This window comes from Polyangiaceae bacterium (genome assembly GCA_016715885.1).
In the GTDB taxonomy this organism is placed as follows: Bacteria; Myxococcota_A; Polyangia; order Polyangiales; family Polyangiaceae; genus Polyangium.
This window is the reverse complement of the sequence record JADJXL010000015.1, coordinates 512906-533471: the sequence shown is the minus strand read 5'-3', so window position 1 is coordinate 533471 and position 20566 is coordinate 512906. Positions and strand designations below refer to the sequence as shown.

Annotated in this window: 15 protein-coding genes; 8 read left to right on the top strand and 7 right to left on the bottom strand. The window is 61.2% G+C overall.

What is annotated here, in order from left to right:
- Positions 1–64: 64 nt before the first annotated feature.
- The 4 genes from IPM54_15835 to hpt form a co-directional block, all read right to left on the bottom strand.
- The gene (locus IPM54_15835) at positions 65–2929 is read right to left on the bottom strand and encodes a class I SAM-dependent DNA methyltransferase (GenBank protein ID MBK9261263.1); all 2865 of its coding nucleotides are present in this window, start codon (positions 2927–2929) and stop codon (positions 65–67) included.
- Positions 2930–3183: 254 nt separating this feature from the next.
- On the bottom strand, positions 3184–3858 hold the full coding sequence (locus IPM54_15830) for a hypothetical protein (protein MBK9261262.1): 675 nt from the start codon (positions 3856–3858) through the stop codon (positions 3184–3186).
- 657 nt (positions 3859–4515) lie between these two features.
- Positions 4516–4830 carry a tetratricopeptide repeat protein gene (locus IPM54_15825; protein ID MBK9261261.1) on the bottom strand — a complete coding sequence of 105 codons (315 nt, stop codon included), beginning with the start codon at positions 4828–4830 and terminating at the stop codon, positions 4516–4518.
- Entirely contained in the window at positions 4827–5354 is a 528-nt protein-coding gene (hpt, locus tag IPM54_15820; protein ID MBK9261260.1) for a hypoxanthine phosphoribosyltransferase, read from the bottom strand. Before hpt ends, IPM54_15825 begins: the two co-directional genes overlap by 4 nt.
- A 199-nt stretch (positions 5355–5553) precedes the next feature.
- Between hpt and IPM54_15815 the strand changes: the two genes are divergently transcribed.
- Positions 5554–6021 carry an acyl-CoA thioesterase gene (locus IPM54_15815; protein MBK9261259.1) on the top strand — a complete coding sequence of 156 codons (468 nt, stop codon included), beginning with the start codon at positions 5554–5556 and terminating at the stop codon, positions 6019–6021.
- Here IPM54_15815 and IPM54_15810 read toward each other — a convergent pair.
- Positions 5991–7328, bottom strand: a complete 1338-nt coding sequence (locus IPM54_15810) for a hypothetical protein (protein MBK9261258.1) — start codon at positions 7326–7328, stop codon at positions 5991–5993. The genes IPM54_15815 and IPM54_15810 overlap by 31 nt on opposite strands.
- A 221-nt stretch (positions 7329–7549) precedes the next feature.
- Here IPM54_15810 and IPM54_15805 point away from each other — a divergent pair, with 221 nt between their 5' ends.
- Both IPM54_15805 and IPM54_15800 read left to right on the top strand, forming a co-directional pair.
- Positions 7550–7942 carry a hypothetical protein gene (locus tag IPM54_15805; protein ID MBK9261257.1) on the top strand — a complete coding sequence of 131 codons (393 nt, stop codon included), beginning with the start codon at positions 7550–7552 and terminating at the stop codon, positions 7940–7942.
- Between the two features lie 186 nt (positions 7943–8128).
- On the top strand, positions 8129–9796 hold the full coding sequence (locus IPM54_15800) for a PAS domain S-box protein (GenBank protein MBK9261256.1): 1668 nt from the start codon (positions 8129–8131) through the stop codon (positions 9794–9796).
- A gap of 11 nt (positions 9797–9807) precedes the next feature.
- Here IPM54_15800 and IPM54_15795 read toward each other — a convergent pair whose 3' ends face one another.
- A complete protein-coding gene (locus IPM54_15795; GenBank protein MBK9261255.1) occupies positions 9808–12753 on the bottom strand; it encodes a carboxypeptidase regulatory-like domain-containing protein in 2946 nt (981 codons plus the stop codon).
- Between the two features lie 58 nt (positions 12754–12811).
- Positions 12812–14065, bottom strand: coding sequence for a 2-isopropylmalate synthase (locus tag IPM54_15790; GenBank protein MBK9261254.1), 1254 nt, complete (start codon positions 14063–14065; stop codon positions 12812–12814).
- A gap of 401 nt (positions 14066–14466) precedes the next feature.
- Between IPM54_15790 and IPM54_15785 the strand changes: the two genes are divergently transcribed.
- The 5 genes from IPM54_15785 to IPM54_15765 are packed head-to-tail and all read left to right on the top strand — an operon-like array spanning position 14467 to position 20554.
- A complete protein-coding gene (locus IPM54_15785; protein MBK9261253.1) occupies positions 14467–16725 on the top strand; it encodes a heme lyase CcmF/NrfE family subunit in 2259 nt (752 codons plus the stop codon).
- Positions 16726–16733: 8 nt separating this feature from the next.
- Positions 16734–17285: a cytochrome c-type biogenesis protein CcmH gene (locus IPM54_15780; protein ID MBK9261252.1), complete on the top strand. Its 552-nt coding sequence runs from the start codon at positions 16734–16736 to the stop codon at positions 17283–17285.
- Positions 17282–18088 (top strand): hypothetical protein, encoded by an 807-nt coding sequence (locus IPM54_15775; protein MBK9261251.1) that lies wholly within the window; start codon positions 17282–17284, stop codon positions 18086–18088. The genes IPM54_15780 and IPM54_15775 overlap by 4 nt, the downstream gene beginning before the upstream one ends.
- Complete coding sequence (locus IPM54_15770; protein ID MBK9261250.1) at positions 18085–19653, top strand: hypothetical protein; 1569 nt, start codon at positions 18085–18087, stop codon at positions 19651–19653. The genes IPM54_15775 and IPM54_15770 overlap by 4 nt, the downstream gene beginning before the upstream one ends.
- The gene (locus IPM54_15765) at positions 19538–20554 is read left to right on the top strand and encodes a formylglycine-generating enzyme family protein (protein MBK9261249.1); all 1017 of its coding nucleotides are present in this window, start codon (positions 19538–19540) and stop codon (positions 20552–20554) included. Before IPM54_15770 ends, IPM54_15765 begins: the two co-directional genes overlap by 116 nt.
- The last annotated feature ends 12 nt before the right edge of the window (positions 20555–20566 follow it).

Below are 20566 nucleotides of genomic sequence, written 5' to 3'. Positions count from 1 at the left end.
GCGCATTGGACCACCTGGAGGGTAGGTAGCTACGTCATCACCCAACCTACCCCGAGTCGCCTCGCTACAGTCTTGGCGCCTCGATGGCGTCCTGGTTGACAAACTTTTTCGGTGAGATCCCTGCGGGCAAGCCCGGCGCCATGATCGCATGCCCTTTGGCTTCTTTCATCGCACAATCACGATTCAATTCGAGTAAGTACACAAGTGTACTCTTGCGTGGCCCAATACCATATGCGGCGCGCACAGCAGCATCGAGCACGGAATGTGCCTCCTTCAGTGGATGCTTGCCCAGGTCCTCCATGGATGCATACATTGCGCGCAAGCTCATTTCGTGCTTGGCAGCGATTTCGCGACGTAGTGCGCGGAGGGCGACTCCGGCACTTGCTACTGCGGCACATTGTTTTTCGCTTGGTGATTGGGGCCAAGGAAAACTGTCGTAAACCGTATTCGACGTGTAGCGCCAATCGCCTTTCAGAGTCGAACAGCGTGCCTTGAACCATTCCCAATGAATGCCGGATTGAAGAATACCGAAAGAGTAGTCATCCTCGAACGGGAACACCATGAGCGCATCGTTGGGATGAATGCGACTCGATACGAATTCGAAAATGGGCCGTTTCGTGACCCGCGAACATGCAATCCAGCGCGTAATGCCCTCGAGTTTGGCTAGCATTTCGCCCCGCCCTCGCCAATGCCGCCACCAGCGTTGCGCGTGCGCCTGGCGTGGCCCCTTTGCTCTTCCTGTTTCCTCACGCTCGGATGCTGCAGCCGCTTCGATGTCTGGCAGTACGACGCGCTTCAGGCGCTCGAAAACCGCTCTGTATTGTCGCGCATCGATAATCGTCTCGCAATGGTTGAGGTCGATCACCCAGCGACTGGGCTCCGAACCATACCGTCCCACTAGATCGTCTCCCGTGAGGTAAGGATGGATGACTTTTCGCAATGTTTTGTCTGCTCGAAAAGCGCGTGCTTCATCGGGTGATAGCAGAAATCCCTCGTGTCCGTGAGTTTGCCCCTGATAACACGTGCCCGATTCCGCATTTGCACGCAAAACTTTTGCGCCCGTCACGTCCACGAGTGGTGATAGAGACGCCGGGATTCTATCGAGCAGAACCTCCTTCCACGGACTGTCGTGATCGTCGCCTTCCTGCCATGAAAGCTTCTTCGGTCCCTCGACCAGGCCCTTCGTCCAATTGACGACAGATACATGAACGACCGCTTCTCCAGGCCATACCATGGTCGACACTGCTTCCGTAATCGTTCCACCGTTTGCAACGATATGGTCGAGGCCGCCTTCTCGTGAATAATTTTGTCGAATCGTATTGGTACCGACGAGCCCAGCACAAGCTCCAGGGGCAAGTTCGTCATGCGCCCGGCGAAACCAGTACACGCAGTAATCTGCTCGACCTGGTACGTCAGGATAGCGACTGCGAACGCGCTGTACATAATGAGCACCAAGTTCTTGCTGCATCTTGTTCTTCGATTGAAACGGTGGATTTCCGATGATCACATCAGCTTTGGGCCAGGCGCAGAACAGCGCATCGTCACAACGTACGTTGTCGTCGAGATTCTCGAGCGGAAGTGGCTGATCGATATCGAGCCCGAGCTCAACTTGGGCCATCTCGAGTGCATGGTGCGCTTCGTCGAGCGCCAGTTTTTTACCGAGCATCAGCGTGACTTTTGCAAGCTCGACCGCGAAACGATCCGTGTCGATGCCGAAAAACTGTCGCGATTGAATCGATGCCTTCGCTCCAACTTCGAGTCGCGTTTTGGCAGAGAACCGCTCGTGGACTTTCTCCAACAGCTCGAGCTCCAAACGCTTCAATTCTCGATACGCAACATAAAGAAAGTTGCCGCTACCGCATGCTGGATCGAGCACTCGAACCTTGGTAAGTCCATCGCGCAATGCGAGTAGTTCTTTCAATGTCGATGCCTCACGAATGCGCGAACGCCACGGCTGTATCAAACTCGGACGCACGACATGCTCGAAAATTGCAACCTCGGGCGTATAATGGGCCCCCCGCTCGTGCCTTTCATCCTCATCCATCGTTGCCTGAAAAAGTGTACCAAAGATGCCGGGATGAATCCGCGACCAATTCTCGTCCGTAGCACGAGCGAGCAGAGACAATTCATGCGGCGTCAGGTCGATTGGATCGATCGTGCCGAACAGTCCACCATTGAAATAACGAACGTTCTTGTATCGCCCCCCGCGAGCAGGTCGGTCCGTGTTCATCTGCCGAAAGAGCCCACCCAGCAAATCGTACGAGCTCTGGCCATGCAAGCAATCGTTGACGAGCTCGGTGAATAGTCCGCGCGGAAGCAGATCCGTATCTTCCGCAAACATCGCGACGATGCATTGGAGCGTAAAGCGCTGAGCCCGCTCCGGCGTTTCACCGCGCGCAACCATTGCGCGGAAAACTTCGCCAAGCTTGCTTGCCGTCGCGTCGCTGACTTCTTTTCGGTTGTTCTCGAAAAGCGGCTTCTTGGGCTGTAGCAGGAGAAAATTGAGCGCCGGCCATCGACTCGGAAGGTCGGTCAACTTGATGCGATCCATCGGCTCATCAAGCTGCTCATCAAATTCGTAAATCCAAAGATCATCAAAATTGCAGAGGACGACGTATTGTGGCTTGTTCGGAACCAAGCGCTGCCAATATTCGTATACTTGGTTGTACACCCGCGGGCTACCGAGTCGCTCACCCCGCTTTTTCATCTCGATGAGCACTCGTTTGCCCCACCGCAGATCGGCAAACTTGGTGCGGCCATCCGCAAGCTTCACCCGCTCTTCGAGTGTTGCGCCAGCTTCCTTGTATCCTTCGTGTCCAAATGCGCGAAAGAGACGGTCGCAAAAGACTTGTGCTTCGCCTTTCTCGTCACCCTTCAGTGTGCGGACATAGGACACGAAAGCCGTCATCAATGCAGAGACATCTTGCATGGGACGCAGCATAACCGATATTGCGCAGCCGGGCGAGTAAAGTGCCGAGCAAACATGCGTGCTACGGTCAACCGCAGAGTTGGCAGCGTTCTCTTCGAACTGGCACGGCGTGCTGCAACCGCAGGTCCGACGAAACGCGGCATGCGCGCATCAAGCTTTGGCAAAGCGCAAGCACAACGGGCGAGAGAATACAAGGGAATCTGGCGTCGAGGTGAGCCAACCTTGCTTCGACACCGATGGGTGCCGCGCGTCGTTTACTCGTTGCCTGACTTCTTTCGTTTCGGCCCCACGTCCAAGAAAAACGCACGCACATACGGCTTGTCGCGAGGGAATCGTTCCAGCAATCGTTTTTCCAGGCCATACAATGCATCCGCGGCCTTGGAAATGGCTTGCTCGAGATCCGCTTCGAGGCTCGATTCGATGCGTTCTGCCGCTTCGCGAGCTTGGAAGTTATCCGCTTGTCGCTGCGCACGTCCGGTCAAGTCGGTAACGAGGTCGCTCTTGCCATTAAAATCCACATCTTTTGTCAAGCGACCCACGCAATCGAGCACGAGGCCTGGTTCGAGGTGTCGTTCAGCGTCGACGAGCTCGGAAATGTCTTCGGCGAAAACACGGTCGGCCGTCTCGACATTGGTTTCGAGCGCGACGCGTTTCTTCCCGCGCCGAACGCCTCGATCGAGCACGGCATCGCCGACGACGATACGCGCCTGATGCTTTCGTTTTTCGCGCAGGTCGTGCAAATACACGGCGCGCTCGGCGGCGTCGACCTTTTCGAAGTGCGCATCGATGAGCGCCTTTTCCGTCGCGAAGAAGTCCCGATCGGCGTTCGATCGGTCGACATCGAGCTCACTGGCGGCATCGAGCGCATTGCGCGTTCGGGCAAGCGCGCGGAGCATGGTGTTGCTGGTGCTGTCTTTCGTGGCAAGCATGAGAGCGATGTTACTTGGGTAGCGCGCAAACTTCAAGGACATCGTGGTTTCGAATGTTGAAAATGCCCGTGGTGCGTGCGGTGCGGCGCTCGTGCATGCTGGCGGTGCGGGATCCCATTGGGGTTGGCTCGATCCTGCGTGTTGCACATGCGGGATCCCATGGGGGACGGCGCTTCGCTGAGCGGCTTTACGCGCGGCATTTTCGGGAGGCGGATGCATTTGCGCAAGCTGGGGATGCGGGTGCCCAATGGGGTTGGGCGTGTCGAGCGTGCTGGGCGAGCGGCACGTCATTGGGTGCGGGGGCATCGAGCGTGCAGGCTTCGTGCATCCGTCGCGCGAGCCGCAGATGTGTGCGCGCACGGCGAGAGGATTCGACGATAACCACGAGCGCAGCATCAATCCCTGCCCTGCCCACATGTGCACAATATTGGCCCACCGCTATCGATTCCGATAACCTCGCACGCGCTTGGACGACCACCTTTTGGCCAACCGATACAAACTCGTCCGCCTTCTCGGCCAAGCTGTGCATGGCATCGCAAGATGCTGCGCCGCGAAATCGAAAAGTGGAGGCTTTGTGCAAAGCCGTGGGAATCGATAACTTCATTCCGCCGGAGATTGGGGAAGATCAACGTTGAGGTGTGCGCTCGAATGAGTCCCTCAATCCTCGAGCTCCCCCAGCGCCGATTCAATCTCCGACAGCGCATGCGTATTGCCCGCTGCGCGCGCCGCCACGACGCCCGCTTCGAGCCATTCGCGACCGTCGTCCTTGCGACCCGCCTTCACCAGCATCTGCCCGCATATCAAATACATCGGCACGTACGACGGCGCCTCTGCCCGCAATTTCGTAAATGTCGACAATGCGTCGTCCATGCGACCCGCATTCGAGTATTCCATCGCGAGCGCATACCACGCAAATGGATCCGTCGACCCCTTGGCGACCATGCCCTCGAGCATCGCGAGGCGCTTGCTCATGTCGACTCCACCACCCCGATGAACGGCATGTTGCGGTATCGCTCGGCCCAGTCGAGGCCGTACCCGACGACGAACTTGTCCTCGATCGTGAAGCCCAAGTAGTCGATCGGCACGGTGATGCGCGTACGCGCAGGCTTGTGCAAGAGCGAGCACACCTTCACGCTCGCGGGCTTGCGCGTACGCATGAGCTCGAGCAAGTGCGCAATGGTCAGGCCGGTGTCGACGATGTCCTCGACGATGAGCAGATCGGCGCCTTCGACGGGCCGCGTGAGGTCGTGCGTGATTTGCACGATACCGCTGGACTTCGTGCCTTCGCCGTAACTGCGCACGCCGAGGAATTCGACACGCAGCGGCAAGTCGATGTGGCGGCACAGATCGGCGGTGAAGAGGAAACTTCCCTTGAGCACGCAGACGAGCACGAGCGTGCGGCCAGCGTAATCACGCGTGATTTGTTCACCAAGCTCGCGGACTCGGCTCGCGATCCGATCCGCTTCGATCATCGTGATGACATTCGCTTCGGGCATCTTGGGCGCCGAATTAGCACCGTCATCGCGAGCCGACTAGAGTATTGATGCCAGGCCAGAGTTTGTACGCTCGCTTCGCGCGCGTGGGACGCGCGCTGCGCGAGGCCAGTTTACGATGGAGGGTCTACGACCCAAAAGACGAGCCGACTGCTCTGCCCCCCATACCCCCCGGAAGAACCCTTCCATCAAACCAAAGTTCATGCGCTCTCCCCTCTACTGCGAACAACCTCGACCCGAGCTCGCGACGAGTCGGATGCCGCTGACCGTGCGGTTTTGCGAGACAGACCTGATGGGCATCGTCCATCACTCGAACTACCTCGTGTACTTCGAAGCGGGACGTGTCGACTGGCTGCGCCGTCGCGACGTACGGTACGAAAAGTGGGTCGAGATGGACGTGCACTTGCCCGTCGTCGACGCGAAGTTGCGTTACCGCAAGGCCGCCAAGTTCGACGAATCGTTGGAAGTCGAAACGACGTGCGCGGACGTTTCGGTCGTCACGGTGCTGTTCAAGTACCGGATCTTGCGCGCTTCCGACGTGCTCTGCGAAGGTGAAACGACGCTCGCGTGCATCGGGCAGAACATGCGCCCGAAGCGTTTCCCCAAAGAAGTGATGGATGCGTTCTTGCGCGGCGAGTCTCACCCTCCATCCGGCGCGCCCGCGTCTTGATCGCGGCTCTCGCCAAACGAAAGCCGAGCCGGGAGCGCCACCGTCTTCGACGGGCCGATGCGATCTCCCAAGAACGTTCGCCACTGGATCACGTAGCGCCCTCGCGCCGTGCCGATCACGTAACGCTGCTCGGTCGGAGGCACCGCGACGACCGGCACTCCATCCAGGAAGAAGTACGCGAGCGCATCCGATTCGTTGACCGCGACAAACCCTTCGCCCGGCGCGCGTGGATCGTCGACCGGAGGCAGCGCGAGCGGCGCTGAACGAAACGCGACGACCTCGTCCCGCGTGAGAAACACACCCGCAGGCGACTGCGGCAAACCGCTTGGTTGGTACGTCGCTCCCGGAGGCGGAACGAGCACTTCGTTGGTCGGGATGTCCGTACGCTTGGACAAACTCGTCACTTCAAAGTCGATGCCCCCGCCGTCTTGCCACGCGTACGATGCGCTGAGCGGCACTTCGCCCGAGGCGCACACCTTCGTGCGTGGATCGACTCCAACGATCTCGACGAGCGTGCGACACAAGAGCGCGCCGCCTTCGCCCACGTCGTTTGTCTTGCCAAGCTCCATGCGCACCGAACCGAGCGCCGACGTCACCTCGACCTTGCGCGTGGCAAGCCCCAAACGCTTGCCTTCCCCTTGCTGTTTGACCGTCCCCGGCGACATGGGCGTCACGTCCACGCGCCGCTCACCAAGCACCGTGCGGATCGCTCCCGGCGGCACGACCCGATAATCCGTTGCGTTCGGCCAAAGCACCACATGGCCGTACCGATCGGTTCGCGCGCGCAGCTCCGAGTTCATCGGTAGCGGCATCGCGCGCGACATGAACACGATCCGCATGCGCCCCGTCTCGGTCAGATCGATCTTCCACTTCGGCGCCGTCAGCGCCGCAGCAGCCTTGATGCCCTCCTGCGACACCTCCGGTGCCTTCGGTGGCGCAGGTACGTCACGCAGCCGAAACACAGCTTCGAGCGACGCGCCCGCGACGTCTTTGAGCAGCGGCGACTCCGCCGTCATCGGCTGATCCCCACGAAGCATTTCCGGCGGCGGAGCAGCCGCATCGGGCAAGATCAAACGGCCAGTGGAATCCGCGAGAAGCCCGTACGCACCGTCGGGCACGCCTGCATCGGGAGGCTCGGGAGGCGCTTCGGCTGCGAGCGGCGCAGGCAAAATGCTCGCGTTGGGACTGGTTCCCGCATCGACGGCACCTGCCGGAGCCTTCGTCGGCGCTTCACAGCCAAGCGCCGCGAGCATCACGAGACAAGCGGATCGAGCGGCGCGGGTGGTATTTCCTGGACATACTCGCATGGATCGACCCGAAGAATGCCTCACGACCGCTCCCGAACGCCACCCAAAGGCCAGGTAGCGCCCAGAACGCTCGCAGGTCGAACGCATCACACATGTGCGCCTAAAGACCTCATCGATCTACATGCACCTTCATGCACCTACATTTCTTGGCCCAGGGTGGAAGAGTCATCTAACGTTGGATCCAGCCTGTAGACGACGTGTCTTCTGCGGGTTGGAGGCCCATGCGAATTTCCACGAAAACGGCGCTAGCGCTGCTGCTTGTCGTCCCGGCGGCGGCTGGTTGTAGTCGGACGCCGAAAGATCGGCTTCAGGGGCGGTGGCTTGGAGAAACGATAGAGAACGTGTCGGTGCCGCACCTTACGAAGGCGATGGGGTGGGTCAAGGGCACGGCGCTCGAATTCAGTGGCAGCAAGGCCACGGTGATGATTCCGGCGGAGAGTCCGCGAACGGGAACGTTTCGCGTGACGGAGGCCGAAGGGGATCGGGTCACGGTGAGCTTTTTGCGCGAAGAAGGTGGACGGGACGAGGCGGAGTTTCAGTTTGTCGGAGACGGTCAGCTCCGCTGGCATATTGGCGACGGCCGACAAATCGTGCTCGTCAAAGCACAGAATTGACCTGGCATTACGTCCACACGGGCATTCGTCGCCTGACGGCTCGCCCAAATTCCTACAAAATACCCATCCCATCGATCGTCAACCCATTGACGCCGTGGTCGTTGTTTCCATTTGCGCCAAGTCTTGTCTCGTCACCTACAAGACGGCTTGACGGCGGGCCCGAATTTCCGTGATTCTGCGTCTACGATGAGCCTGCACAAGCTGCCCTCGAACGAAGCGGGGGACCAGGAGAGTTTGTCCAACCGTGCCGACGAAGGGGTCATGCGCGTTCGTGCCGAGCTCGAGGCACGCGTCCATGAGCTCGATGCAGCCAATGAGCAGCTCCGACTGATTTTCGAGAACGCGCCGAATGGTATCTTGACGGTCGACTCCAACGGAATCGTGCACATGGTCAATGCGCAAACCGAGCGGATGTTCGGTTATCGCGCGGACGAGCTCATTGGCAAGAATATCGATATGTTGGTGCCCATGACGGCTCGTCACAATCACGAGCATCATCGGCGAGACTTTTTTTCGAATCCCGGAGCTCGTCAAATGGGGCACCTTCGCTGGCTCGAAGGCCGGCGCAAAGACGGTTCGCACATCACCATTCAAGTGACGCTCACGCCGCTTCCTTTCCGTCACTCGTCGCAAGTCATGGCTTTCGTCACCGACATGACGCGCGCCAGGCAGCTCGAAACGGAGCGCGATCAAATCGCGCAAAAAATGGTGGAAACGCAGAAGCTCGAGAGCCTCGGCATCCTCGCAGGCGGCATTGCGCACGACTTCAACAATCTCCTCACGGGCATCATGGCCACCGCAGGGATGCTGGTCGATACGGCTCGCAATCCGGACGAGCTGCACGAATCGGCCAACATGATCCTCGCATCGAGCCGTCGAGCAGCGGAGTTGTGCCAGCAGCTTTTGGCGTATGCGGGACGCAGCAAGTTCGTATTTCAGGCGCAAGACGTGAGTGCGCTCGTCGAGACGACATCGAAACTGGCCCTCACGTCTTTCGTGCGAAAAGGACCGCAAATCACGTTCGATCTCGCGCCGAATCTACCGCTCGTATTCATGGACGAGACGCAAATTCGGCAGGTCGTCATGAACCTGGTGATCAACGCGTCCGAAGCCGTGGACCCGCATGGCGGGGTCATCGCGGTACGCACGGGTCGAATGGAAGTGACGCCCGAGGTTTTGCACACGGCGATCGTGCTCGAGAATTTCGACTGCGGCGAATGCGTTTTCATCGAGGTGACCGACAATGGCTGCGGGATCAAAAGGGAGGATGTGCGGCGCATTTTCGAACCATTTTACTCGACGAAATTCACCGGTCGGGGGCTCGGGCTTTCTGCCGTTTTGGGGATCGTGCGCGGGCATCGTGGTGCATTGACGGTCACTTCGGAGGTCGAGCGAGGGACGACGTTTCGAGTGCTCTTGCCTCGAGCGGCCGAGCAAAAACACGTCACGACCATCGCGCCAATGCCGACCCTTGCGCAGCAAAGCTTTACCGGGAAAGTGCTCGTCGCGGATGACGAGTTCGCCATTCGCAATGCTTGCCGCCGGCTGCTCACGCGTATGGGATTCGAGGTCGAAGTGGTGAGCGATGGGCTGGAAGGACTCGAGCGATTCAAGCAAAATCCGGGGGAATTTACGTTGGTGATGCTCGATCTCACGATGCCTCGAATGGGTGGGGCCGAAGCCTTCACGGAAATGAAACGGCTCTATCCGGAAGGCCGCTTCATGCTCATGAGCGGGTTTTCCGTGGACGATGCGCACGCGAGCGTGGGAGGTCATGCGCTGCCGGATGCATTTCTTCCAAAACCTTTCGATCACGTCGCGCTGACGGCAGCGCTTGCGCAAGCGCTGGGCTAGAGGCGGGTCAATCAGCGGCGCACGCGTTCCCGGCGAACGCGTAACCTACGCGGTTTTGCGCCCTCTTCGTCCGCCACGACCGTCACCACGACGTCTTCGCTGAGCGGCCCCGACAAACGCTTTCGCGCCGCTTCGATCGACCGCACTTCGTGCCCCGATACCGCCAAAAGCCGCTCGCCCGGCTCGATCCCCGCTATTTCCGCCTCGCCATTCGGCGGCACCATCACCACCACGACCGCCTTGCCGCCCTTGTCCGAACGCTCGCCCAGCGTCATCGCCACGCTCCCGGCACCTTTGGCATCCTTTTTCGCCCCGCCCTCGCCCGGCAGCGTGATCACGACCCGCGACGTCGTGTCCCCCGCGCGCACCTTCACGTCCACCGCAGCTCGCCCCATTTCGAGCGAATACGCCTCGATGACCGCATCTCCCTCGGGCACGTTTTTCAAAATGAAACGCCCCTCCTTATCGGTCGACGTAATCCCCGGCGGCAAAGGCCCGAGCGGCAAGTACGTCGGTACCATGCCAAACCCGACCCGTGCTCCGGCAATCGGCTCCTCGTTCGGATCGACGACCGTTCCTTCGACCGCGCCAGCTTGCGACAAATCAATCGCACCCAAGTCCGCTCTACGTTGCGAATCGGGCTTTACGTCCACCACCTTTTCCTCGGTCGCCCACGATGAATGCGATGCCACGATACGCACGCGACCCGGTGCCAAGTCGGGCACTTCAAAATCCCCGTCCGCATTCGCGACCGCCCGGCGCACGCCTTGTGGCGTGTACAATACGACCTCCGCGTCCCCTACCCGATCGCGCCCTTCTCGCCCGGTCACCTTGCCATGCCCGACGATGCCTTCAGCCAATTCGAACGATATCTCCGACGGCGCAGGATCCGCCTCTTCGACGCGCGGTGACTTTCCCGGCCGGTGCAGCGAAAATCGCAGGGGCAAACCCGCCGCATCCGGCACTTCCACCTCGCCATCGTCGTCCGTGAAGAACGTTCGTCGCAATGGAACCGCCGGATCGAGCGACACGGCGCGCACTTCCACGCGGTCGAGCGCGTAGCCGCGATCATCGCTCACGTGCACGGTAATGGAATCGCGTTCTTTGGGTAAAACGATTTCAATCTCTTTGCGTTCGCGATCCGGTATGTCGACGACGACCCGCGCCACCACGTCACTCGGCGAATCCGGCCGCGCCACGCTCACGAGCACTTCGTTCGGTACGGCCGGAAATACGAACATGCCCGAATCGTCCGCGTAGGTCACCCGTTCGAGCGATCCCGTGGTGGCGGCCAATTCCACGCGCGCTCCGGCCACCGGACGCCGATCCGCATCGAACACGCGGCCTTCCAAATACCCACCTTGTCGCAACACCACGCGCACATGCGCTTCGCCGCCCGAACGAAGCGTCACCATTTCGCTCACGGCCTCCACATAATCCGGATGCCGGACGATCACTTGCACGCGTCCCGGTGGAATGGGTTCGGCGCGAAAAACACCATCGCTGTTCGTCACCCACGGATCGTATTCGGGCCCCTGAACGCTCACCGCCCCTTCTTCGTGCGGCAAATCCGGAATGGGACCCAGCATCACGCCAAGCTCACCGGCCGGAATGAGCGGCATCGACGCCGGCAAGGACGCATCGAAATGGTCTTCGCGAAACGCCGTCATCGCTCGCGTCACCGCAATCGGCATTCCTTCCGTGTCCGTACCAATCACCTCGACCGAAGCGCCGCCCACCGGGAACCCTCGATCATCGACGACTTCGCCAATGATGACCCCACCTCGCACGAGCGGCACACGCACTTCGGTGACATCGGCCTCCACGATCACGGCACTCGTCGGGACAAACCCATCCGCAGATGCAGAAACCATCATGTCATTCGGCGGGACCGGGCCGAGCACCACGACGCCCTGCTCATCCGTTCGACCGAAAATAGGAAATGGACTGAGCCCCTCTTCGGCCAATACGACGTTTGCATTCGGTATTCGCCGTGCATCTTCGGCATCACCGTCCGTCACGGTGACGGCAATACGCCTGCCGAGGTCCACGATGAGCGTCACTTTCGTCGTTTGCGCTCGTTCAATGGATAAGCCGAGCTCGGTTGCACTGACGCGATCACCAAGCTCGGCCTTCAGGCTATAGGCGCCCGAACGCAGCCCGGCGATTTTCGCCATACCGTGCGCATCGGCGACCACTTCTTTTGCTGGCCACAGCCCGCCGCCACCGCAAAAAACACGCGCATACGGCACTTCGGCGCCGTCCTGCGCCTGCACTACCTTGACCTCGAACGCCCCCAGCTTTTCGAGTTTGATGCGTAATGGCACGGCCCCCACGATCACACCCGTGCGCACGACATCGTCGTATCCGCGCGCCACGACGCGCACCGAAAATGGCCCGCCCGCGAGACGATCCACGCGCGCTCGCCCGTCCGATCCCGTCTTGGCCACGTACGGCAATGGATCGGACCCCGACACCGATACTTCCGCCCCGACAAACGGCTGTTCAGCCTCGTCCACGACGACCACATCGAGCGCTTGGGCAGGTTCCAGCACCAATCGCAAAGGTCGTTCGCCCGAGCCGAGCATGACCCGCTTGGAAGCGCGCACTCGACCATCGGCATAGGCAAGGAGCCACGATTCACCGCGCGGCATGTTTTCCAAAAGCGCCACACCTTCATCATTCGTGCGGGCTTCTCCTGCGAAGTAAGAAATTCCGGATCGCACGGAGAACAGCCGTACCAGCGCATTGGGAAGCGGCTTGTCGTGTTCGTCGACGACGAATGCTCGAACGGTTGCATCTCGTTCGGCGAAGAATGCGGGAAGAACGGATCCTGTGGGCGCAAAGAGCAGCGGCGAGAGGCGCGTGTCGTAGAGGCCAATGACCTGCAAGAGCGCCACGAGAGCGCCGAAAAGCGCCACCCACCGAGCGAAGCGGTCTGAGCGAGGAGCCGTCACGAGGAGCAGACTCGTGTTACCGCTCGGGGAGTCGATCGACAACCGCGAAAGGGTGCCCTTACCTTCCCCGTACCTGCTCGATCACCGCCATGATCTCTTCGTCCTTCAAGATGTGACTCGACGCTTTCGCCCGCTGCATGATCGCTTCGACCAAGTCCTTCGACGGTTCGATGCGCCGCTCGCGCAGCCAATGATTCACGTTCGAAGCGCCCGACATGTAGCCCACGCAGATCTCTTGCTTCCGTCCAAACATGCCCGCCGGTACGCCCGAGTAGATCCGATCGGCCAGCCACGCATCGCCCTTGCTCTGCGCCTTGATGATCGCCGCAGCATGCACACCGGTCGCCGTGCGAAACGCATCTCGACCCACGAGCGGATAGTTGATGGGAATGTCCCACCCGACAGCCTGCGCCGCCGTGTTGCAGTAGTCGAGCATGTGCGTGAGATCCTGATGATCCAAGAGCCCCAAAAGCTTCAGGTTCAAAAGAATCAGCTCCATCGCCGCGTTGCCAACGCGCTCGCCGATGCCCAGCGCCGTTCCGTGCACTCGGTCCGCGCCAAACTCGAGCGCCCACAAGGCGTTTTCGAGCGCCAAACCGCGATCGTTGTGCCCGTGCCAGTCGATGCCGACCTTCGCTCCAGAGCCCGCCACGATCGACTTCGTGAACGAGATCAAGTTCGCCACACCATCCGGCGTCGCGTGACCCACCGTGTCGCACAAACACAGCCTCGCAGCGCCATGATCAATCGCCATCTTGAAGAGTGTCGCGAGCATCTCCGGCCGTGAACGCGTCGTGTCTTCCGTGACGTATGCGACCGAGAGCCCCGCCTTCACCGCCACGTCGATCGCATCGGCGCTGCGCTTGACGATCATGTCGAGGTCCCACTCTTCGGCGAATTGCCGAATCGGACTCGAGCCGATGAAGCAGTACACCTCGACCGGAATCCCTGCCCGCTGCGAGATCTCGATCATGGGCGTGATGTCCGCGACCACCGTGCGCCCAGCACACGCGACGCCCAGAGGCAAGCGGTTGTCGGTGATCTCCCGGCACATCCGCAAGACGTCTTTGAAGGCTCGTTCGGAGCTCCCCGGGAGACCAATGTCGGCCACGTGGATGCCGATCTTCGACATCAAGTGGATGAGCTTCAGCTTTTGCTCGATGTTCGGATCCTGAACGGATGGATTTTGCAAGCCATCGCGCAACGTTTCGTCGAAAAACGTCACGTCTTTCGGGATGAGTCGGCCTTTTCGGCCAACTTCGTTCCAGTCGTAGATGAGCTCGTCGGAGCGGAGTTCGGGCTGGGCGCTCATGAGGAGAAGTATAGTCGACGATCGGTGTTTGGTGCTTGCTCGAGAGCCGTTATGGCTTCTCGGCAGGGCCACTGTAGTGACTCCGGCGAGAATGAAAAGCCCGCCGAACGAGGACTCGAACGCCGACGCGTGCGACGCGAAGCGCCATGTGCGATCGCGAGACTAATCGGCGAGGTATTTCAGGCATTTCAAGGCGTGCTCGAAGCGGGTACTCCGGGAAAGCAGTCCATGGACGGCGCGATGCACGCGATTTGCCGTAGGGGGACGGCGCGATGCACGCCATTTGCCGTAGGGGGACGGCGCGCTGCACGCCGAGAGCGGCACATCGACCGTTGCGGAACGGAATTCCCGTCCATGTGATGGCTCGTTTCGCATCCCCGGCCTAAGCTCTGCGACCAGCCATGTCCATCTGGCAATCATTACCCGAGTTTGGAACCGGCGTTCTTTACGCGATCCTCGTTGCGGCGGCGTACACCTTCGCCGTAGCCATCGCATCCAGCACCGGCAGACCAAGGCTTTTACATGCTGCGCGCCTCGGCGCGTTCGGCACCGTGGCCTTGGTGGGCTTGTCCGTGCTGGTCCTCGCGTTCGCGTTCGTCAGTCACGACTTCCGCATCAGTTACGTCGCCAGGTACAGCGATCGCACCATGTCGACGCCGTACCTGATGGCAGCGCTCTGGGGCGGCCAGGACGGCTCACTGCTCTGGTGGCTTTTCCTCACGTCGGGTTTTTCCGCGGGTTGCATCGCGTGGCTCAGACGTCGCTACGTGGAGCTGCAGCCGATCGTGATCGCCACGCTGATGACGATCATCGGCTTCTTCGCGATCCTCATGATCTTCGCGGCAAACCCCTTTGCCACGAATGCCGGAGGCGCGCCGCTCGACGGCAGCGGACTCAATTACCAGCTCCGCAACTTCTACATGATCATCCACCCGCCGAGCCTTTACATCGGGTTCACCAGCTCGGCGATTCCCTTCGCGTTCGCGATCGCCGCGCTCGTCACCGGGCGCCTCGACAACGAATGGATCGTCGCGACGCGCAAATGGATGCTCTTTGCGTGGCTGTTCCTCTCGATCGGCAACGCGCTCGGCATGCTCTGGGCGTACGAAGAGCTTGGCTGGGGCGGCTACTGGGCTTGGGATCCCGTCGAAAATGCAGCGTTTTTGCCGTGGCTCACGGCCAGCGCCTACGTGCACTCGACGATGATCCAAGAGCGTCGCGGCATGCTGAAGGTCTGGAACGTCTTCCTCATTACGGCGACGTTTTTCCTGACAATCTTCGGCACGTTCCTCACGCGATCCGGCCTCATCGCGAGCGTTCACTCGTTCGCCAACTCGGACATCGGCATCTTCTTCGTCTACTACATGCTCGTCATTGCTTCGGTGAGCATCGCGCTCATCGTGTGGCGTTTGCCGAAGCTACAGAGTGAAGGCGTTTTCGAGTCGGTTCTGTCGCGCGAAGCAGCGTTCGTCTTGAACAACTGGGGCCTGCTCAGCCTGACGGTGTTCATCGCGACGGCGACGACGTGGCCGCGCATCAGCGAATGGCTCTTGAAGCAAGAATCGACGCTCGGGCCGACGTTCTACAACACGTGGATCCCGCCCATCGCGCTCGTCACGTTTTTCCTCATGGGCGCCGCCCCGCTGCTCGGTTGGCGCAAGACGTCGCCCGAACTGTTCGCGAAGAGTTTCCGCTGGCCCGTGGGCACGATGATCGTCGTCGGCGCGCTGCATCTTTTGCTGGGTAAACGTTACGGGTACCCCGCGTTCTACGAAGCTGCGCCGATCTACGAAGGCCAGCTTGGCAGAGCGCTCGCATGGCTCAGCGGCAAACTCCCGTTCGTCACGGTCATGCTGGTCGCGTTCAACGTGACCGTGGTCGTGCAGGAGTTCGTCCGCGGCGTTTCCGCGCGGCAAAAAGCGAAGAAAGACGAGCCGATTTTTACGTCGCTCTACAACCTCGTGGCGAAAGCTCGTCGCCGCTACGGCGGTTACGTCGTCCACGTGGGTATTGCCGTCATGTTCCTCGGCTTCACGGGACGCGCTTGGGGCGTGGACAAGGAAATCACGCTCGCGCCGAACGAAGAAGTGCAAATCGAGTACTACTCGCTGAAGTACCTCGGTTCGCGCATGGAAGTCGACGCCGAAAAACGCATGATCTTCACGGACATGGAGGTGGTTCGTCACGGCAAACCCGTCGGACAAATCCATCCGGCGAAGTACATCTACATGAAGGGCGCCGAGCAGCCTTCGACGGAAGTTGCCAAGTACATGAACGTGCGTGACGACTTGTACGTCATCGTGGGCATGGTCAATCCGCAGACGAAGGTGGCGGCATTTCAGCTTCACGTGAACCCGCTGGTCAACCTCATCTGGCTCGGCGTCGGCGTGCTCATCCTTGGCGCGATGTTGTCGCTGTGGCCCGAGGTAGCGCTCGAAGAAGCGGGCGTCTTTGGGTACATCCGAGCGGCCGCGTCCGTTGCAGCGTCGGTCGTGTTCGCGTTGCTGCTCGCGGGCGGACCTGCCATCGCATATGGAGGGACGCGCGCCTCACCCCCTAGCCCCCTCTCCACAAGTGGAGAGGGGGAACAGGCCTCACCCCCTAGCCCCCTCTCCACAAGTGGAGAGGGGGAACGAAGCTTCACGGTGACCGTCCCGTGAATCAACGCATGCATCGACGCACTCCGCTTCACATCGCGCTGCTCGTATCGGCCTCCCTCGGTGCCGGCGTCTTGTCGTTCTTCCCGGCCGACGCAATCGGTCAGCACTCGGGCGGCAACGGCACCGTGGTGATCCACAGCGAGACCGAACGGCAGCTCTTCTGGAGCCTCATTTGCACCTGCGGCTGTCCGCGCGAAACGCTGGGCACGTGCGCGTGCGACATCGCGTCGGGGCGTCGCGAAGCGCTTCGCGATTTGCTTGCTCAAGGCAAGACGATCGAACAAGCGCAAGATGCGTACGTCGCGATGTACGGAATCAAGTCGCTCGCCGTGCCGCGTAATCAAGGCGCCAATCGGCTGCTGTGGGCCGTTCCGGCGTTCGCGATCATGCTGGGAGCTGGGTTTGTCGTGTACACCTTGCGCCGATTCCAGCGAAGAGGCGCCGCGATCGACGCTGCGAAGAAGGCGAAGGCAAAAACTTCACCGGTGAAGGATTCCAAAGGCCGCGACGACTACGATGATCGCCTCGATCAAGAGCTGAAGGACCTCGACAACGAATGAGCTCCCCGAACAAAGCTGCTGGTCCGGACGACGAGCTCGATCGGAAAATCGCCGAATCCGTGAAGCTCGGTTTGCCGATCGTCATCGTCCTGGCCGTCGTTTTGGCTGGCGTTTTCATCGATGCGTCTACGGCGATCCTGGTGGCCGCCGCGGGCGCGCTGATCGCGGTGATCGCGGTGTTCTGGTCGAGCTTGCGCACGCTGCTCGGTGAAACGCCGCTGTCGGGCGCGGATGCGTACGTCTTCGGAGCTCCGCCGCGCGTCGAAGAAGAACAAAAGCGAGCCGTGCTGCGGGCGCTGAAGGACATCGAGTTCGAGCGGAACGTCGGCAAGATCAGCGAAGAGGACTATGCGCAGCTTGCGGCGAAGTACCGCACCGAAGCGAAGCGGCTGCTGCAGACGATCGACGAGAAGTCGGCGCCGGGTCGTGAACGCGCCGAAGCGCTCGTGCTGAAAAAGCTGCGCCAAGCGGGGCTTGCGGAGGCTGCCGCGGAGGTGGAAGCGGCTGCGGAGTCGGACGAGGACGCGTACAAGCCGCCGGCGGAAGACGCCGTAACGGAAGCATCGGCAGAAGCAGCCGTCGCGATGGTCGTCGCGACCAAGCGTCCCACCAAGAAGAAGAAAACGAGCAAGAAGAAGCCTGCATTCGAGGTCGACGAATCGGCGATCGCTTGTGCGAAGTGCGACACGCCGAACGACAAGGACGCGGTTTTTTGCAAAAAGTGCGGCACACGCGTGGGCAAGAGCGAAGACGTCACCGAGGAAAAGCAGACCGAGACCGACGAGGAGGCGAGCGCGTCGTGAGATCGCGTCGTTTGGCCACGATGCTGGCCTTGGCCCTCGCGGGCATGTCCGCACCGATGTTCACGTTTGCCGCGGGACCCGAGGGCAAACCAGCTTCGAGCGCCGCAGCGAGCGCTTCGGCGGGCAAGCCCACGGACAAACCAGCCGCGGATGCGGGACCCACCGATGGCGGGCTCGGACCCGTCGATGGATCGGCGCTTCCGCCGGGACATCCACCCGTTGGGGACGAGCTACCGCCGGGGCATCCGAACGTCGGCGACGAGCTACCGCCGGGGCATCCGAACGTCGGCGCGGATCCGCACGGCGACGCGCACGGGGCTGACGATGGCCATGGGCATGGTCAGCGAGGCGGGTTTTTCGAGGCACCTCCAGACACGGCTGCCGACGATCCGTCGCTGCCTGCTGGGTCGATCGTCGTCACGATCAAAGACGCCGACGATCGTCCGATCGCGAATGCTGCTGCCGTGATCAGCATCCTCGAGAGCAACGTTGCGAAGGGCGATTCCCGCAAGCGCAAGCCCATCGAGATGGATGCGAACGGCACGGCGCGTCTCGATGGTTTGGGCGTGGGCGCTAGCACGAGCTACCGCATCAGCACGACGCGGGGCGCGGGCACGTACGTGTCGATGCCGTTCAACTTGTCCGACAAGGCTGGCAAACGGGTTGTTTTGCACGCGTACGAAGCGTCGTCCAACGTGGAAGACGTGCTCGTCGGAGTGCAAGCATTCGTCTTCATTTCGCTGCGCGAGGATGCGCTCAGCGTCGAACACATGTTCAACGTCTTCAACATCGGCAAGACGGCGTGGGTGCCCGATGCGAATGGCGCCAAGGTGACGATGCCCGAAGGGTACAAGGCGTTCAACACGTCGGATGCGATGACCGACGTGAAGTTCGTCGAGGGCAAGGACAACGAAGCATCGCTCGTGGGAACGCTCGGTCCGGGGCAAAATGAGGCGAATTTTCGTTATCACGTACCGCTCGATGGTACGGAGCGACAAACCTTTCGGATCGCGCTTCCGCCGCGCGTGGGCGAAGTGCGCGTGTTTTCCGAAGCTGGCAAGACGATGGGGCTCGACGTCGCCGGGTTTCCCGCGGCGCAGAAGCAACGCGGGCGAGACGGGCGCAAGCTCTGGATCACGGCGCGTCAGGCGGCCCAGGGTGAACGCGGCATCAGGATGCTCGACATCACGATCACGGGTTTGCCCACGCCGGGTCCTGGCCGTTGGATCGCCGTACTCTGTGCGATGGGAGCGCTCGCGATCGCGGGCGTGTATGTTGGGAAGCAGAAGAACGATCCGGCGACGATCGACGAAGGCCGCAACGACTTGCGCAACGACTTGATCGAAGCGCGCGAGGCGCTCCTTGGCGAGTTCGTCATGCTGGAGAAAGCGCATCGCAAGGGCGACATCGGCCCGAAAACGTACGCGCGACTGAGGCTTGCGCTGCTCGATGCCCTGGCCCGTATCGAGTCGCGTATCGACGAGATCCGCGGCGTTCAAGCGGAACGAAGGCGTCAAGCTCGAACTGCTCGGGCGGGAGCCCACGACGAGGGTGGAGCAAGCTGACGCCAGGCGGAAAAAGTTCATCGCCGTAGGGTTTGTCCTCGGCGTGGTCGCGTTTGCCCTGGTGGTCGTCGCGGCGCTCGAGCGTTCGGCGCCGCCGTCGCGTTGCGCGGCAGGCATGGTGCTGCTCGGGCCGCGCTGTTGTGGCGAAGGCCAACACCTCGAAGGTGATCGATGTGTCGGTGAGCCGAGCCAATGCGCCGTGGGGCTCACGGTGACCAAGCTGGGCTGTGTTGCGCCGGCGCGCATCGTGCCGATCACAGGCGGCGTGTTGCGGATAGGACCGGGCGACTGGGAGGCGCAAGGGCAGGTCACGCCGCGCACGGTGGATGTGCCCTCGTTTGCGATCGACGCGTACGAGGTGAACGAGGATCGTTACTTGGAGTGCGTGGTGGCGTCGGCGTGTGTGGACACGAAAAGCTTCTCGGGCGAGCCAGGTCGAGCTTTGGGGTGGATCACGCAGGCCGAAGCTGCGCGGTTTTGCGCGTGGGCGGGTGGCAGCTTGCCGTCGGCCGAGCAGCTTGCGTTTGCTGCGGCGGGCCCTCAGGGACGGCGTTACGCGTGGGGCGACACGGGGGCCGTTTGTCGGCGCGCCGCGTGGGGCCTCGTGCGTGGGCCATGTGCGATGGGTGCGACCGGGTCCGAGATCACCGGCTCCCATCCGGATGGCGTTTCACCCGATGGCGTGCACGATCTTGCGGGCAACGTTGCGGAGTGGACGGCGCCGTCGAGCGCCGACGCGGCCCTCGTCGATGTTCGGGGCGGCTCGTTCACGGACGGTGCGGCGAGCGCGCTGCGCAGTTGGCACAGGCGTCAGCTCGCTGCCAAAAGCCGGCTCGCGGATGTTGGTTTCCGATGCGTCTACCCGCTCGCTTCGGCTGGCGGTCCCGAACGATCGCGTTGATCGAGTGTGAAG